The 14,812-nt window shown below is 44.7% G+C and carries 16 protein-coding genes; all 16 read left to right on the forward strand.

The window, feature by feature from the left end:
• Positions 1–274 precede the first annotated feature (274 nt).
• The 16 genes from GVT53_RS05170 to GVT53_RS05245 all read left to right on the forward strand — a co-directional run bounded on the left by GVT53_RS05170 (position 275) and on the right by GVT53_RS05245 (position 14,800).
• Positions 275–628 (forward strand): single-stranded DNA-binding protein, encoded by a 354-nt coding sequence (locus GVT53_RS05170; protein WP_166247747.1) that lies wholly within the window; start codon positions 275–277, stop codon positions 626–628.
• Complete coding sequence (locus GVT53_RS05175) at positions 618–1,028, forward strand: DUF6876 family protein (RefSeq protein ID WP_166247748.1); 411 nt, start codon at positions 618–620, stop codon at positions 1,026–1,028. The genes GVT53_RS05170 and GVT53_RS05175 overlap by 11 nt, the downstream gene beginning before the upstream one ends.
• 77 nt (positions 1,029–1,105) lie before the next feature.
• Positions 1,106–1,549 (forward strand): JAB domain-containing protein, encoded by a 444-nt coding sequence (locus tag GVT53_RS05180; protein WP_166247749.1) that lies wholly within the window; start codon positions 1,106–1,108, stop codon positions 1,547–1,549.
• Between the two features lie 426 nt (positions 1,550–1,975).
• Entirely contained in the window at positions 1,976–2,524 is a 549-nt protein-coding gene (locus GVT53_RS05185) for a BfmA/BtgA family mobilization protein (protein ID WP_166247750.1), read from the forward strand.
• Positions 2,525–2,526: 2 nt separating this feature from the next.
• Entirely contained in the window at positions 2,527–3,552 is a 1,026-nt protein-coding gene (gene mobB, locus GVT53_RS05190) for a MobB family relaxase (protein WP_166247751.1), read from the forward strand.
• A gap of 1 nt (position 3,553) precedes the next feature.
• Positions 3,554–5,128, forward strand: a complete 1,575-nt coding sequence (locus GVT53_RS05195; protein ID WP_166247752.1) for a type IV secretory system conjugative DNA transfer family protein — start codon at positions 3,554–3,556, stop codon at positions 5,126–5,128.
• A gap of 153 nt (positions 5,129–5,281) precedes the next feature.
• Complete coding sequence (locus GVT53_RS05200) at positions 5,282–6,373, forward strand: SIR2 family protein (RefSeq protein WP_166247753.1); 1,092 nt, start codon at positions 5,282–5,284, stop codon at positions 6,371–6,373.
• A gap of 129 nt (positions 6,374–6,502) precedes the next feature.
• Complete coding sequence (locus GVT53_RS05205) at positions 6,503–7,663, forward strand: hypothetical protein (protein ID WP_166247754.1); 1,161 nt, start codon at positions 6,503–6,505, stop codon at positions 7,661–7,663.
• A 32-nt stretch (positions 7,664–7,695) separates the two neighbouring features.
• Positions 7,696–8,337, forward strand: coding sequence for a hypothetical protein (locus GVT53_RS05210; RefSeq protein ID WP_166247755.1), 642 nt, complete (start codon positions 7,696–7,698; stop codon positions 8,335–8,337).
• A 137-nt stretch (positions 8,338–8,474) separates the two neighbouring features.
• Positions 8,475–8,828 carry a type II toxin-antitoxin system RelE/ParE family toxin gene (locus GVT53_RS05215; protein WP_166247756.1) on the forward strand — a complete coding sequence of 118 codons (354 nt, stop codon included), beginning with the start codon at positions 8,475–8,477 and terminating at the stop codon, positions 8,826–8,828.
• Positions 8,829–8,850: 22 nt separating this feature from the next.
• Complete coding sequence (locus tag GVT53_RS05220; protein ID WP_240905148.1) at positions 8,851–9,165, forward strand: helix-turn-helix domain-containing protein; 315 nt, start codon at positions 8,851–8,853, stop codon at positions 9,163–9,165.
• Between the two features lie 107 nt (positions 9,166–9,272).
• Positions 9,273–9,731, forward strand: coding sequence for an META domain-containing protein (locus tag GVT53_RS05225; protein WP_166247757.1), 459 nt, complete (start codon positions 9,273–9,275; stop codon positions 9,729–9,731).
• A gap of 121 nt (positions 9,732–9,852) precedes the next feature.
• Positions 9,853–10,041, forward strand: a complete 189-nt coding sequence (locus GVT53_RS05230) for a phospholipase D-like domain-containing protein (protein ID WP_166247758.1) — start codon at positions 9,853–9,855, stop codon at positions 10,039–10,041.
• An 81-nt stretch (positions 10,042–10,122) separates the two neighbouring features.
• The gene (locus GVT53_RS05235; protein ID WP_166247759.1) at positions 10,123–11,064 is read left to right on the forward strand and encodes a FecR family protein; all 942 of its coding nucleotides are present in this window, start codon (positions 10,123–10,125) and stop codon (positions 11,062–11,064) included.
• Positions 11,061–11,639: a sigma-70 family RNA polymerase sigma factor gene (locus GVT53_RS05240; RefSeq protein ID WP_166247760.1), complete on the forward strand. Its 579-nt coding sequence runs from the start codon at positions 11,061–11,063 to the stop codon at positions 11,637–11,639. The genes GVT53_RS05235 and GVT53_RS05240 overlap by 4 nt, the downstream gene beginning before the upstream one ends.
• Before the next feature lie 23 nt (positions 11,640–11,662).
• The gene (locus GVT53_RS05245; RefSeq protein WP_166247761.1) at positions 11,663–14,800 is read left to right on the forward strand and encodes a TonB-dependent receptor domain-containing protein; all 3,138 of its coding nucleotides are present in this window, start codon (positions 11,663–11,665) and stop codon (positions 14,798–14,800) included.
• Positions 14,801–14,812: the final 12 nt, after the last annotated feature.

Here is a 14,812-nt window from a genome sequence, read left to right on the forward strand (position 1 = left end):
ATCCTTGCGGGCGGCATAAAGCCGCTTCGCTATTTATACGCCCCGTGCAAGCCTGGGGGTTGTACGTCCAACAGCATCAAAAAAAGGTAATGCGGTGGCTCTATGGGAAGTAAGTCGAAAACAGTCCAACATGAAATCAAATCCACAACAACAGATCGCAACGGCACAAAAAAATCAAAAAAAGGAAAATGCTCCGGATATAATAAGTAAGCCAGTTTTTAAAAATCATTGTTTAACCCGTCTGTCGAACCTGACAGACCATAAATCCTTTATTATGAGTAGTATCAGAAATCAAGTAACATTGATCGGAAATGTGGGCGATGACCCCAAAGTGACCCGTTTGGACGATGGGAAGATCGTGGCACGGTTCCCGATGGCCACCAACGAACAGTACCGCAATGAGCATGGTGAAAAGGTGCAGACCACCGATTGGCACTATATCAAGGCGTGGGGCAAGACCGCCGAGATCATCGAAAAGTATGTGACCAAGGGCAAGCAGGTGGCCGTATCGGGAAAGCTCAAGACCAGTACCTACAATACCGAGGACGGTGACGAGCGCAGGGTAACGGACATCGTGGTCGATGAGATCCTGCTTTTGGGCAGCAAATCCGATGGGGATGCGGACTGATGCAAAAGGCAATGTTCCCAAGGTTCCCGATGCCCGGGAGCTTTGGGAAAACCTTGCCCATTTCCAGGCCACCGGCACAATCTACAAACTGCCCATCTGCGGTACCCTGTACACCGATGGCATCCGTTTCCTTGCGCAAGCGGCCAAAGCCTATTGGCTGTTGACGGACGCATCGGTCATGGGCAAGAGCCTGATGGACAAGAGTTGGTTCATTTCCGTGGATTTCAAACGCTATTCCGAGGCAGAAAGGGAAGCGGTCGGTTTTGATGCGGTGATTACCTATGGTGATGGGAACGGTACCGTTTTTACCGAGCAGAAATACCACATCACAGATTTTCCAATGGATGCCCTCAAACTCTACTTTGTGGACAATACCCTGTTATTGCCCTCGGAGTACTAAAACCAAAAAGGGGTGTCCCCTTGGAAAAGACACCCCTTAGTTAATGATTATCCCCTAACCATCGAAAGTTAAAGGACATGAAAGTTAATGAAATAAAAGTAAGCTACAAACAGCGCATCCCCTCAAGACAATGGCCCAAGATCAGCGGTTCGCAGGATACCGCCGCCCTGCTCTATGAACGTTGGGACCAAGATACCATTGCCCTCTATGAAACCTTCAAAGTGGCCATATTGAACAATGGCAACAGGGTCAAGGCCATTATCGAACTGTCCCATGGGGGTATGACAGGCGCCATCGTCGATGTACGGCTGCTTTTCGGGATTGTGCTAAAGGTGGCTGGGACAGGGATCATCCTATCCCACAACCATCCAAGTGCCACCTTGACCCCTAGCCAAGCGGACAGACAGATCACCGAAAAGATCAGAAAAGCGGGTGCCATTCTGGACATCCGTCTGCTCGACCATATCATATTGGCACCTGATGGGAGCCATTACAGCTTTGCGGACGAGGGCATCCTATAAATCCCTCCCGAAATTGTCGCAACCCCTGAGAAATCAGGGGTTTTTTAATGCCCGAGGGTTACGGGATTTTCAACGTTTTTATCCTTTTGCCAAGAATCCCGCAAAAATGTCCCAGTCCAAATCTTAAAAAATACGCCACATCAATAACCTCCTGAGCACTGGAATACATTCGACATGGAAACAGAACGGACCGGGGTGCACCAAGCCAAAATTTTGGCCCGGCGCACAAATCGGAAGAGCAAGACGACAACGCGCTATCGCGACGTTGTGGGGTCATAGACCCTTTATTATTCCTTGTATTTCAAGGCTTTAGCTATACAAAGGACCGTTTCTTTCCAATAAAAAAAGTCGAACCATTGGGACAGTGGCCTCCCGGAAGCCCCATAAACAGGGAAAACCACTGTCCCATTTATACCAAAAACCGCTATGACCGTCATTTTTGCACGTATCAATTTCAGGGTGGAGACCACCAACCGGTTCCGGGAATTTTCCAAGGAACTGGACCACACCCATACCGAGACCCTGGAGGCCATGATGGACTTCTTCGTCCAGTATAAGATCAATCCCTTTGGCGACCTGGGCAAAGATCTTCATGGTCTGGAGCTCAACCTCAAGAAACGGATCAATGCCCTGATCGCCATTGTCAAGGACATCGAAAAGCACCAGACGGGTCCCACCACTGCCATGATGCAGCTCATCTTTGAGCAGGCACCCAAACCCACTCAAAGCCATCCCTCTCAACGGGAGTCCCAGACCCGGAGGAACGACAATTTCTTTGCCACCGCCCAACGGGGCATTGAACTGGAACGGGAGAACACCCAGCTCCAACAGGAACTGAATCGAATCAAAAACGATATGGAACTGCTCCTGAAAAACGCTAAGATCTCCACCCGAGGCCTCGGCAAGCCGAAGATCATTCTGGAACTGCCCAAGGAAGAATTTGAACGGATCCAACTCACCTATAAAGCGAAATAGTTATGTACATTACTATCACACGACAGCATCTCGATAACCACTTCTCCCAAAGTGCTGGGGACTATGTGGCCTATCTAGAAAAGGAAAATGAGGATAGGTCCCCAGAGGACCAAGAACATTTCTTTGACCAGAACAATAATCAAGTTTCCCCGGAGCGGGTGGTCGATGAAATCGATAAGAATACGGCCAAGCTCAAAAAGAGGGAGCCCAAGTTCTACGCCCTGACCATCAACCCGAGCCAACGGGAGCTCCGGCATATCGGAAACGACCCCGAAAAGCTTCGGCAGTATGTCCGGGGAGTGATAAAGGACTATGCCGAAGCCTTTCACCGGGATAGGGAGGTGACCGTGGACGATGTCAAATATTTTGCCAAGATCGAGCACGAACGTAAGTTCAAAGGTTTTGACCGACAGGTTAAGGAAAACCAACCTTATAGGGCCCGGATCACCAAACTGGAAAACGACCTGCGGAAATTGGAACGGGGAGAGATCACGGGCAATGCCAAGGCCATTCAAAGTGAGATCGAGCAATTGGTTCGGGATACGCCCCACAAGATCGATGGGGTGCCCATCAAACAGGGGATGCAGAAGCCGGGACTCCAGACCCACATCCATATCATTGTCAGCCGGAAGGATGCCGAAAACAAATTGAGCTTGTCCCCTGGCAGCCGGTATATCGAATCCGAAGCCTCCCTCAACGGTCAGCTGATCAAGCGGGGGTTCAATCGGAACCAATTCTATGACCAAGCGGAAAAACGCTTCGATGCCCTCTTCCAATACAACCGGAACTATGTGGAGACCTACCAGGCCCGAAAGGAGTTCAATGTAAATCCCTATGGCTATTTTGCCAAACTGATAGGACTGCCGACCAGTGAACGCAGCGCCGCTTTTAAGATCCTGGGCAAGGCAGGGGTGCATATTCCCCAAATAAGTATTCCCAAGACCAAGGTGGACCTGGCCCTAAAGACCATCAAGGAATTCAAAAAGGCCATGCAGGTGGCCCGAACCGCCAGCAATATCGAAATCTGATATGGAAGCTCAATTTATTTTGTTTTATGTGATGGCGATAGGGACGATTCTGTTGGTATACCGCTATACCCAATATGCCTTTGGATGTATCATGGGCCTATGGACCTATTTGGGGGTTGTGGTGTATCTGGGTTTTGGGCTGGATACCTTGCTCCAGGTAACGCTCCATCATATCCTTCCCTTGGTGGTCCTTAATTTGTTGTGCTATCTGGTTTGGGACGGGTTCCAATCCGATTCCATCCCTAAGCAGTATAGGGTCCGGTTGGGAAACTTTACCATACAAAACCTTCAGCGGGGTGTGTCCATCATTGGTTCCTCGGGCAGCGGGAAGACCGAATCCGTGGTCTATAGCTTGCTGAAACACCTGAACCGGTACCAGTTCCCAGGGGTCATACATGACTACAAGCATTTTGAGATTACCGAAATGGCCTATCCCATGTTCAGGGGCAGTAAAATTCCCTTCCATGTGGTCTCCTTTGACGATATCCACAAAAAGGTGAATCCCATTGCCCCACGTTACCTGCCCGATGCGGAGAGCGTGAACGAAATCTCAAGGGTCCTGTTGGAAAACCTGCTCGAACAACGGGAGTCCTTGGCCCATGGCTCCTCCAAGTTCTTCAACGATGCCGTGGAAGGATTGTTGGGCGGGCTCATTTGGAAACTGAAGACGGAGTTTCCCCGGTACTGTACCCTGCCACACTTGATGGCCTCCTTTCAATATCTGAAACGGGACCAGTTGATGGCTTTTCTGGAATCGGACTTTACCTCCAAGGCCATGGCCGACGCCTTTCTCTCCGGGGTGGATTCCGAACGGCAGACGGCCGGGGTGATGAGCACCTTGGCCAATGCCCTGAAAAAGATCAGCACCGAACGCATCTTTATGGCCCTCTCTGCCGACGAGGTGCCCCTGGACATCAACAATCCCAAGAACCCCGCGGTGATCGCCATCGTGAACAACCCCAAATTTGAGACGGCCTATTCCCCGGTGATCGCCACCATCCTGCACACCATCACCAAACAGATGAGCGTACGGGGCCAGATCCCTTCCTTTTTGTTGATGGAAGAAGCACCGACCATCCGGTTGCTGAACATGCACCGTATCCCGGCCACCCTGCGGAGCTATGACATCGCGACCATTTATATCCTTCAGGACAAGATCCAGAACGACATGATGTATGGGGAAAAGGGGAGTAGGGCCATCCTGAGCAACCTGTCCTATCAGTTCTTTGGAAAGGCCAACGACCCTGAAACTGCCAAATACTACGAACGCTTCTTTGAGATTGTCAAACGGCCGACCCGCAGTGTGAGCAAGAGCAGCAACTGGAAGTTCGATACCAGGGTCACCAAAGGGGAGAAGGAAGTGAGCAAACTACGGGCCGACCTGTTCTTCCGGTTGAAACAAGGAGAGTTCATCGCCTTTGGGGATGGCAGGGATCGAAGGGTCCGCTTTCCCAGACCGAAAATCATAAGGGAGTTGCCCAACCGCCTTTACCAGTATGACGATCCAGCAATTCAGGCCAATTACAAGACCATCCATTTAAAGGTGCAGGAACTGTTCGAAAACCGTAAATGGTAGATATCGTTTTTTAATAAAGAAAAGGGAAGTAGTACGAAAGAGCAAACTATTTGATAGCATGGGAAACTTGGTTATATTCGGGATTGAGGCACTGAATTTCGGCCTGTCTCACAAGTTGTATATATTCTACGTTCTAAAAGGTACATCGAACACATGGCAAATGAATCAAGGAAAATGGTGGTATTGGGAGCTGGGGCTTCAATAGGATCCAAAAGGTATCCCATTAACTCATCTCTCGATCAACTAAGGGACAGGATGCCTTCGGCAGAAAACTTTTTTTATGATCTGTTCAAACTTAATAAGACCGAAAATCACAATGAGCGTTTCCTGAATTTTTTAGGATTGACCTACGAGGCCCTTTATGATGTAATCGTAAGGGCATGGAACATAAATAAGGGCAATAACGATTTTGATCCCAATGGATGGAGGGGAGTAAATATAGAAGAAGTCATGACTTTTTTTGATGTAGGCTCGAATATGTTCGACCAGGACTCCCAGGAAGGGAAACTTTATCGCCAGGCGCAAAAATCATTGTTGGACTTTATGTTTCCACTAATTCCAATGATCTGCGAAGGACAGCATTGCGAATACTTGCTCAGGGTATTTTTTGGGTTGGAACCCAAAGATACCGTCATCTCATACAACTGGGATACGATCGCTGAGTACACCTTGGCAAAAGCCAAAGCCAATCAAATAAGGAATTATGCTAAGCTGATGCGGTCGGATAAAATTGAACCAAGGATGTATAGAAACACGGGATTACTATTGAAGTTGCATGGATCGTTTAATTGGATGGTTTGTAAGAATCCAGAGTGTCCATCGTTTGATACCATTAAGCCCCCTTTTCAAAAGAACAGGTATAAGCTTATCGGCTTGAATGAATCGTATACCTGTAAGGATTGTGGCAGCAATAATCTTAGACCCCTCATTGTTCCCCCAGTGAGCAACAAAATGATACACAAAGACGAATTTTTGAAAAATCAATGGCTCATCGCCAGGGAAAAATTATTGGATACCAATGAACTTATCTTCATAGGATATTCTTTTCCTCCAACAGATTATTACAGTGAATGGCTGTTTAGACAGATTTATTTTATCGAAAATCGGAATGATATAAAAATCACTGTTGTCAATCCGCAGTACGGAAAAAGAGGGTCAGCTGTGACAAAAAGATATGACACTATCTTCAATGACTTTGAAATTGAAAGCTATAAAACATTAAAGGATTTTGCGGAAAGAAATTAATTTCCATTCTCTTGTGTTACCCTTTTTGAAATGACAAGTATTCAAATTATAGGAAACCGGGAGCGAAAAGCTCATGTAATTTTAAGATATTTAAGTTGGATTGGAAATCTTGGATAACTAAAAAATAAAATGAAAGCCATCAACACATCGGAAAACGTTATTTCACGGATTAATTCCAATGTATTTTTTAAGGAATTTACGTTTGCCAGAAATGATTTTACTGATTTGGATTCAAAACAAAAACTTGAATTCTCCGATAATGTAATCTGGCTGGGCAATATATTTTTAATTTTTGAAATAAAGGAAAGGAATGCGAAGGATGATTCTGATGATTCCAGTTGGTTTGAGAATAAAATTTTAAACAAGGCTGTTAAACAGGTCAAAAGGACCCATACGTATTTAAAAAAATACCCTAACATACCCATTTTCAATGAAAAAGGGCATAAAAGGAATATTTCTGAGGCCGATTTTAGCAGGATCCAATCAATCATCGTTTACTCCCCAAGCGATAACTTCAGTGAATCCCAAAGGTTCATGAAGTTTTACAGAAGTAAGGAAATTGGGTTAATTCACCTATTTCATTCAGAGGACTATTATTGGATATGTAAATACCTTATTACTCCTGCAGAAATAGATGAGTATTTGATATTTAGGGAGGAATTTTATGATGCACATCCCAAACTATTGAATGAACTGCCGGAACAATATATCCTCGCCCATTTTTTTGAAACACTGGATACCTCTGAAATCAAATTGGAACACATGGACAATTTCAAAAAAGTAACCATGGATTCAAGCAAGTTTAATCTCTCATATCTAATTGATAATTTTAACAAAAACATTAAACTATTACAAGGAGAGACCGATTATTACCCAATCATTGCTGAAATTGCAAAGCTAAATCGGGCCGAACTGACGGAATTTAAAAAAAGGTTTGTCCTTACAATTGAAAAATGTAGGGAGGAAGGTGTCACGATTCCCTACCGAATCTATATTCCAAGGACAGATTGTGGATTTGTCTTCGTACCTCTGATCAAAAGAGCTTCCTGCCATTGGAAGACCGCTTTGCGTAATTTCACCTATGCCCAAAAGTATGATCAAAAAGCCCATCGCTGTGTTGGATTGGTGATGTTCGAAACTGAAATCAAAGGAAAATTGGTTTTGGATATGTACTGGGCTTTTTTAGAAGAAAAGTGGGTATATGATGCTGCAATGGAAAAATTGCTTTCCGAAAACTTCCCGTTCCGTGAGGCAAAATTTAAAAGGTTGGACAATAGATACTTGGAATAAAATTATTAGACAAGTCCTAATGGCAATTGAAGATGATGAACAAAAAAGATATAGCTCCCAAGAAAGTCTACGTTAAAATCGATAATTCCGAGAGGTATTTGAAGGTGGCCAAAGAACTCTATGATAAGGCCAAACACCCCGAACAGGCCGAAATATATTACGCTCCGTTTGTCCTTTTTTGTGCAACCAGTGTGGAATACCTATTGAATGATATTTTTATAGAATACTCAAATAGATATTTTTCTGGCACCGATCAAAAAATATATGCGGAATCCTTTATGACTTTGGGCTTGAGAGCCAAGCTATTGACCTTTTTGCCCATTGTAAGTGGCAATGCATACAAGTGGGATCTGGATTCCTTTGAGTATAAGACATTATGTGGGATGATCAACAAAAGAAATCAAATAGCCCACGGAAAGGATTTTTACCAAGGTTTAAGTACCAAGGATGACAATGACGGTGGTTTTACCATTGATGTCACAGATTTGAAAGAGAAAGCCATCCTGCTGCTTTCCAAAAATGAGTGCAACAATTATTTCAAGGCCTTTGAAAGTTTTATCACTTTGTATTCCTTGATCGAAAATAACAAACTAAAGGAGGGTAAGATGGTTTTGCCCATAGTGGAATCCAAACTTAAAACGGAAACCATACAATTTTCCACCAGAAAGACATAACCTGGGTGAATGGACTGGACTTAAATTTATGACGGACCCTATCCCACTTGCTTTCACTTTTTAAATGCCTTATGGAACTTTAGCGGATAATATGGTCCCATTTTGAATATTGTAACTTTTAAGTTACCTTTGTAACAATGGAACAAAAGGTCAGGACCGTAATTGCCTACAAGCACTATTTTGAGGAATTTTTGGTGGCACAGCCTAAAAAGGTGCAGGACAAGATTTTTAAAGTAATCGAAATCATAGAAACCTTTGAACGGATTCCGACGACATATTTAAAGGCAATTACTGGAACCGATGGACTGTTTGAGGCCCGGATCAAATTGGGGTCGAACATTTGGAGGGTATTTTGCTTTTTCGACAAAGGCAAATTGGTGATTCTGTTGAACGGGTTTACCAAGAAAACGCAAAAGACACCAAAGAAAGAGATTGACAAAGCTGTCAGGTTAATGAAAGAATATTATGAAACCGCCCATGGCGGATCGTGAATTTGTATTAAATGAACGTTGTATGGACAAAACAAAAATGGGTAATAGGGACACAAAGACCTGGACCGAGATAAAGGACAGTGTCTACGGTGAAAAGGGCACTGAGCGTAGGGACGAACTGGAAAGGGACTTTGAATCTTTCAAGATCGGGCTTTTATTGCGTAAGGCCAGGGAAGAAAAAAAACTGACACAGGAGCAACTAGGGGAGTTGGTGGATAAAAAACGGACCTATATTTCAAGGGTGGAGAACAATGGCAGCAATTTGACATTGAAAACCTTATATGATATTGTTGAAAAGGGGCTTGGGGGAAAGGTTAAAATATCCATCGAAGTATAAGGGCGGTATTCCAGACAAATGACATGGCCAATTTTTATTACTGACCTGAAAAAAGTACGCAACGGGAAAAGGGATTTTGCATCTACACGCTAAAACCTTGATTCTTTATGAAGCCCACCTTGACCCATCAGAAATCCGTACTTCTTTTTTTCCTGTTCACCCTCTTATTGGGCTGCTCAAACGATGACGGAACAATTTCATATGACTTCGTTGGAAGCTGGAAGGTTTCCTATTATATGGAAGGCAGCCAAAAGGTGACCAAGGAGGATAGCCCCACCTGGCCGGATTACAACAATGGCGACATCACGGCCACCTTTACTGCACCGGATGGAAATGGAAAGGGCGTGGTATCAGGCATATCCGTGACGAATGCCTATCATGGGGACTACACCTTGGAGAGGAATGGAACCCTGACCATTGATCCCATTGCGACGACCTTGGTGAACCAACCCGACTGGGCTGATCTATACCATATCACGGGACCCAAAACCTATAAGATCAAAGGTTCCAACCTATTTCTGTATTCAAAGGATGAAGATTTGGTCATCGTTATGGAATCCAACTGAGGGATTTTATTCTTGTTTCACTGGCCTAATTTTGTTGATAACTAATGATTTAAGAATAAAACCAGCTTCATTTTTGTAATGGGAATCCGTAATTTTAAGTTTGCTTCAAACTTGAGATACCATGTGGTTCAACCAGGCCAAATGTGATATTTATATGGGAACCGGGGCAGGCTCCAAACTGCTTCAAGAGATGGCCAATGCCCAACATTCAGTAAAAAGATCCTCTCCCTACCTTTCCCCTAAATTGGTCCAGGAATTGATCTGGTTGCACCATGTTACCCAAGTTAACATTTACTTCATGGTTTTCTAGCGTTTTCTTGAGATCCAACACTACGGGATTTTTCAACTTCATGTCTCTTATTTATGTGGCCCAACCAACAGGGTGATAATTATGATGAGAAACGAAAAAGTGGAAGAGGAATGTATCCGTTACCTTTCCAAAGAAGGGAGTGAGGAAGAGCGATTTCTTTTTGAATTGGAATTGAGCATCAATGACGACCTGAAGAAAAACTACGTCATCTATCGAAAGATATGGGAGGCATATCCTTTGGATTTTGAAGAAAAGAGGAATGGCCAAAAGACCGTATCGGAACCAAATCCGTTCAAATCAAAATTCAGGAGGGTAAAAGTTTTTTTAACCATAGCGGCTTCCCTATTAATGGGGTGGTTCCTTTTTGAAAACTTTTATGATGCCTACCCAAACCGGGTAGCCACACAGGCCCGGGAACGGGTCACTTTTTATTTGCCGGACAGTACCAAGGTCATCTTGAATTCGCAGAGCAGTCTCTCCTATTGCAAGGACTTTTTGAAAAACAGGAATGTCAATCTTCAGGGAGAAGCCTTTTTTGAAGTTGTCCATCGCAAAGGCCAGCCCTTTAAGGTTTTCTCAGAAGATATCGAAGTATTGGTATTGGGCACCAAATTCAATGTGAACACTTCAGATTCCCTGCGGACCGTTGCCTTGGAAGAGGGTAAGGTGAGCATGCGGATTCCAGAGAGTGGGATGAACGTGACCCTTTTGCCCAATGAATTGGTCGTATACGATCCTGAGAACAAACATTTGGACAAAAGGTGGTTCGATCCAAAAGTGACCTTGGTATGGAAAGATGATGTATTGGTATTGGAGGATATTGCCCTGCAAAAGGCCTTGCCAAAGATCAACAATTATTATGGCGTTGAATTTATCCTTAATGACAGTATCGCGGGCACTAAATCTATCAAGGGAGTGTTCAAGGGCAAAGATGTCGATGAGTTCAAAGATGCCATGGAGTTCATTACCGGGTTCACCATAGAAAATGTAGAAGAGCAAACCTATCTGATCCAGAACAAATGAAGACCGATCCCCCAAGACCATCGTCAAAAACGGAAACCAACCTTCACTTGTTCAACCAGCTTGAACAGGGAAAGTATGAGGCATTGATACGCTTGCACCAAAGATTTTACAGCCCTCTGTGCAGGTTTGGGGCCCTATTCGAACACAATAGCCTTATCGTTGAGGAAAAAGTGGCCGATGTGTTCATTGAACTATGGTCACGGCGGGATATGCTATCGGAGGTCGAGCATCCCAAGGCCTATCTGTATGTCATGGTAAGGAACAAATTGCTGCGAACAGCAAAGAGTGAAACCCTTTTGACAAGGATCCAGGACAATCTGAACTATTCCAATGCGGAACAACACAGTCATGAAGAAGAACTCATTCAACAAGAAGAGAAGCGAATCGATCAGGAACGCATATCAAATGTATTGAAGAATGTGCCGGAGCGCTCCAGAAGAGTTTTTGAGATGAGCAGGATAGAAGGTTTTAAGTACAAGGAAATTGCAGAAATCCTAGGCATCTCATACAGAACAGTGGAGCAGCACGTGGCCATTACCATGAAAACCATTAAAAACAGCTTAACGGACAAGTAAGAACCAACTTAAAATTTTGAAAAATGAAAAAAACAATTATACTGCTCTTTGCTTTATTGGCCCAGCTGGGCTTTGCAAGGAATTCCGATAATCTTTTGGAAAAGCCGGCGTATGGGAACACCATAAACATACATGTTGATTCCGGGAGGATAGAAGAGGTACTTCGGCTTATTGAAAAACAGGTTGCGGTAAAATTCATTTATGTGACCAGCGACCCTTTGGTGGAACACCCCATTACCTTGAACATCAATAATGCTACTTTGGACAATGTATTACAGACTTTGAGCAAGAAGACAGGGTTAAGGTTCAAAAAGACTCCAAGTGGGATTTTGGTGCGTTCGACCTTAAGTCCCCAAAAGTTTTCCCCACTACAACAAACCCTTCAAGGAAATGTCAGGGACGAAGAAGGGGAGCCATTGGCTGGCGTCTCTATCGTGATAAAGGGAACCAGTAATGGTACCATGACGGATTGGGAAGGAAACTTCACCTTAGAAGTCACCGATTTGCCGTTGGAACTCCAGATTTCCCATATCGGATATGAAAGCCAAGCCATAACAGTCGGAAATGACCTAAGGATACAGGTCACCATGAAGGCTTCTTTATCTGAGCTGGATGAGGTGGTCGTGACCGGTCAGGGAGCGGGCATCAACAAAAAACGTATTTCAAGCAAGGTCGAGGTGATAAGGGCGGAGGAATTGGAAAACATACCTTCGCAACGTATCGATCAATTGCTGTCCGCCAAACTTCCCAATGCCCAAATAAATTTGACGGGGGGACAGGCCGGTGCCTCCTCACTTATCCGTGTCCGTGGTGTCAATTCGGCATTTTTGAGCTCCACTCCCATATTCTATATCGATGGGGTGCGTATGGACAACCTCAATACCAGGAGCGCACTGGGTGGGGGCAGTTCCCAAGGAGCGGCCATCAGTTCCATTGCCGATATTCCCATGGACAATATCGAACGTATCGAATACATCAATGGTGGGGCCGCCACAACATTGTATGGATCCGATGCCGCCAATGGGGTTATCCAGATCTTTACCAAAAAGGGAAGTGCCGCTGGGACAAAAGTCACCCTTGAAGTCCAATCAGGTGTTGAGACCCCGACCACGGATTATCTTTATTTTGACAAGAGCAAGGATCTGTTGTTCCAGACAGGATTGTACCAAAAATACCATTTGGGCATCAATGGGGGCAACGAAGGTTTTGGCTTCAGTTTTTCTGGAAATTACCTGGACAATGAAGGATCACAATATGCCGATAACAATTCCAATGGAAAATTGGACTTCAGTACCGGCTTTAGGGCCAGGTTGGGTGATAAAGTAATCTATAACAGTTCTTTCATTTTCGTGAACAACAAATACAAAAGGAACCGCAATGGAAACCAAGGCGGGTATACAGGGCTTTGGTTTGCTGAAAGTGGCGCCTCCACCTTGAATGGGTTCAACAATAGGTTGGATGAAATGACCGCGGCAGAGTTTGAGGAAATAAAGGCTTATGTGCACCGTGCTGAAGAATTGCAGGACAATGAAATCAATGTAAACCGTTTTACCACATCCCAGGCCTTTACATTTAGGCCCATAGATAATCTGGAGTTCAAGTTTACCGGAGGTATCGACTATAGGGTACAATCGGACCAAAACGTGCAGACCAACGAGTACCTATCGCATACGACACAATCAGAAGTAAATGATGAAGGGAGTATTTCCAACGTAGATCGGAAGTATTTTGGAATCACATTGGAATTTACCGGGCAGCACAAATGGGATACCGGTGATTTCTCTTTTGTTTCCACCATAGGTGGGCAGTTGTTCAGAAATAAAGACCATCAGATCAGGTATGTGGGGACCAACATCAGGGATGGGGCCCGAACCATCAGTGACGCGGCCATAAAGACCAGTGATGAATTTTTAACTGAAGTATTGAACTATGGCGTCTATGCACAGGAAAATATTGGATATAGGGACAAGTTGTTCCTGGATCTTGGGATTCGGGGTGATAGAAACCCTTCTTTTGGGGACAATATCGGGACACAGTACTACCCGAAGATTGGGCTATCATATTTGCCGAGTGCTGAATCCTTTTTGGAGAATGTAGATTGGCTCAACTCGTTGAGGTTTCGTGGAAACTACGGGGTTGCAGGGAACCTGCCACCGGCATTTGTAAGTGAGAGAACCATTGCTTTCAACGGTTTTCAAGGGGAACAGGCCGCATTTTTTTCCAATCCAGGGAATGATGACCTGACACCGGAAAAGACCACCACCTATGAAGGGGGTGTGGATGTGGCCATGTTCAACAACCGGGTCAACCTTTCCGTCTCAAGATATAGTGCCAAAACAAAGGATGCCCTTTTTTATGTGCCACCCACACCATCCACTGGATTCGACCAAAGTCAATTGTACAATGTGGGCGAGATAGAGAACAAAGGTTGGGAAATAAGCGCAAATGTTGAGCCTATCAGAACGGATAAAAGTTCGTTGCAATTGAACCTTTCCATAAACACCTTAAAGAACAAGGTGTTGAATTCTGGGGGGATAGCCCCTTTCAACATCAACGGTTTCAGTGCCCGTACCATCCAGACCGTGGTGGAGGAAGGATATCCTGTTGGCTACATTCGGGGGAACCTTGGTGTATTTGACGAGAACGGTGTTTTGGAAAGCACGACCCCGCAGTCCTATCTCGGTACCACCTTACCAGACCTCTATGGGAATATGGGACTGACCTTTACGTATGGTGATTTCTCCCTTTATGCCAATGCCAGTTACCAAAAGGGCGCTTATGCCAATAGCTTTGACCAACAGTTCAGATTTCTGTACGGGGCTTCCGAGGATAAGATACCTACTGCTGAGATTGAGGCCAACGGAACATCAAATTGGTTGAATTTCACCAATAGGTTCGTTGAGAAAACGGATTTTATAAAGGTCCGTGATATAGGCATGAACTATACCATTACCCCTAGGTCGAGCAAGGTGTTCGACAACCTTATCATAGGCGCGAACATTGTGAACCCATTAAACTTCACATCTTCGGATTTTGACCCAGAGGCAACCATCAGTGGTGCCGCTACGGGACAGGGAGGTGCATCAACAGGAGGTATTTCCTATGCGACCTATTCTGCTCCGAGACAATTTTTGACCTCATTGCGAATCAACTTTAAATAATCTGAAAACAAC

The sequence above is a fragment of the Flagellimonas oceani genome, assembly GCF_011068285.1.
Lineage (GTDB): Bacteria > Bacteroidota > Bacteroidia > Flavobacteriales > Flavobacteriaceae > Flagellimonas > Flagellimonas oceani.

Excerpts from the sequence above, each read along its gene's own strand:
- GVT53_RS05175 (WP_166247748.1), top strand. The coding sequence starts at position 618 with ATGCGGACTGATGCAAAAGGCAATGTTCCCAAGGTTCCCGATGCCCGG.
- mobB (WP_166247751.1), top strand. The coding sequence starts at position 2,527 with ATGTACATTACTATCACACGACAGCATCTCGATAACCACTTCTCCCAA.
- GVT53_RS05235 (WP_166247759.1), top strand. The coding sequence starts at position 10,123 with ATGATGAGAAACGAAAAAGTGGAAGAGGAATGTATCCGTTACCTTTCC.
- GVT53_RS05245 (WP_166247761.1), top strand. The coding sequence starts at position 11,663 with ATGAAAAAAACAATTATACTGCTCTTTGCTTTATTGGCCCAGCTGGGC.
- GVT53_RS05210 (WP_166247755.1), top strand. The coding sequence starts at position 7,696 with ATGATGAACAAAAAAGATATAGCTCCCAAGAAAGTCTACGTTAAAATC.
- GVT53_RS05180 (WP_166247749.1), top strand. The coding sequence starts at position 1,106 with ATGAAAGTTAATGAAATAAAAGTAAGCTACAAACAGCGCATCCCCTCA.
- GVT53_RS05215 (WP_166247756.1), top strand. The coding sequence starts at position 8,475 with ATGGAACAAAAGGTCAGGACCGTAATTGCCTACAAGCACTATTTTGAG.
- GVT53_RS05195 (WP_166247752.1), top strand. The coding sequence starts at position 3,554 with ATGGAAGCTCAATTTATTTTGTTTTATGTGATGGCGATAGGGACGATT.
- GVT53_RS05220 (WP_240905148.1), top strand. The coding sequence starts at position 8,851 with ATGGACAAAACAAAAATGGGTAATAGGGACACAAAGACCTGGACCGAG.
- GVT53_RS05185 (WP_166247750.1), top strand. The coding sequence starts at position 1,976 with ATGACCGTCATTTTTGCACGTATCAATTTCAGGGTGGAGACCACCAAC.
- GVT53_RS05205 (WP_166247754.1), top strand. The coding sequence starts at position 6,503 with ATGAAAGCCATCAACACATCGGAAAACGTTATTTCACGGATTAATTCC.
- GVT53_RS05200 (WP_166247753.1), top strand. The coding sequence starts at position 5,282 with ATGGCAAATGAATCAAGGAAAATGGTGGTATTGGGAGCTGGGGCTTCA.
- GVT53_RS05240 (WP_166247760.1), top strand. The coding sequence starts at position 11,061 with ATGAAGACCGATCCCCCAAGACCATCGTCAAAAACGGAAACCAACCTT.
- GVT53_RS05170 (WP_166247747.1), top strand. The coding sequence starts at position 275 with ATGAGTAGTATCAGAAATCAAGTAACATTGATCGGAAATGTGGGCGAT.
- GVT53_RS05230 (WP_166247758.1), top strand. The coding sequence starts at position 9,853 with ATGTGGTTCAACCAGGCCAAATGTGATATTTATATGGGAACCGGGGCA.
- GVT53_RS05225 (WP_166247757.1), top strand. The coding sequence starts at position 9,273 with ATGAAGCCCACCTTGACCCATCAGAAATCCGTACTTCTTTTTTTCCTG.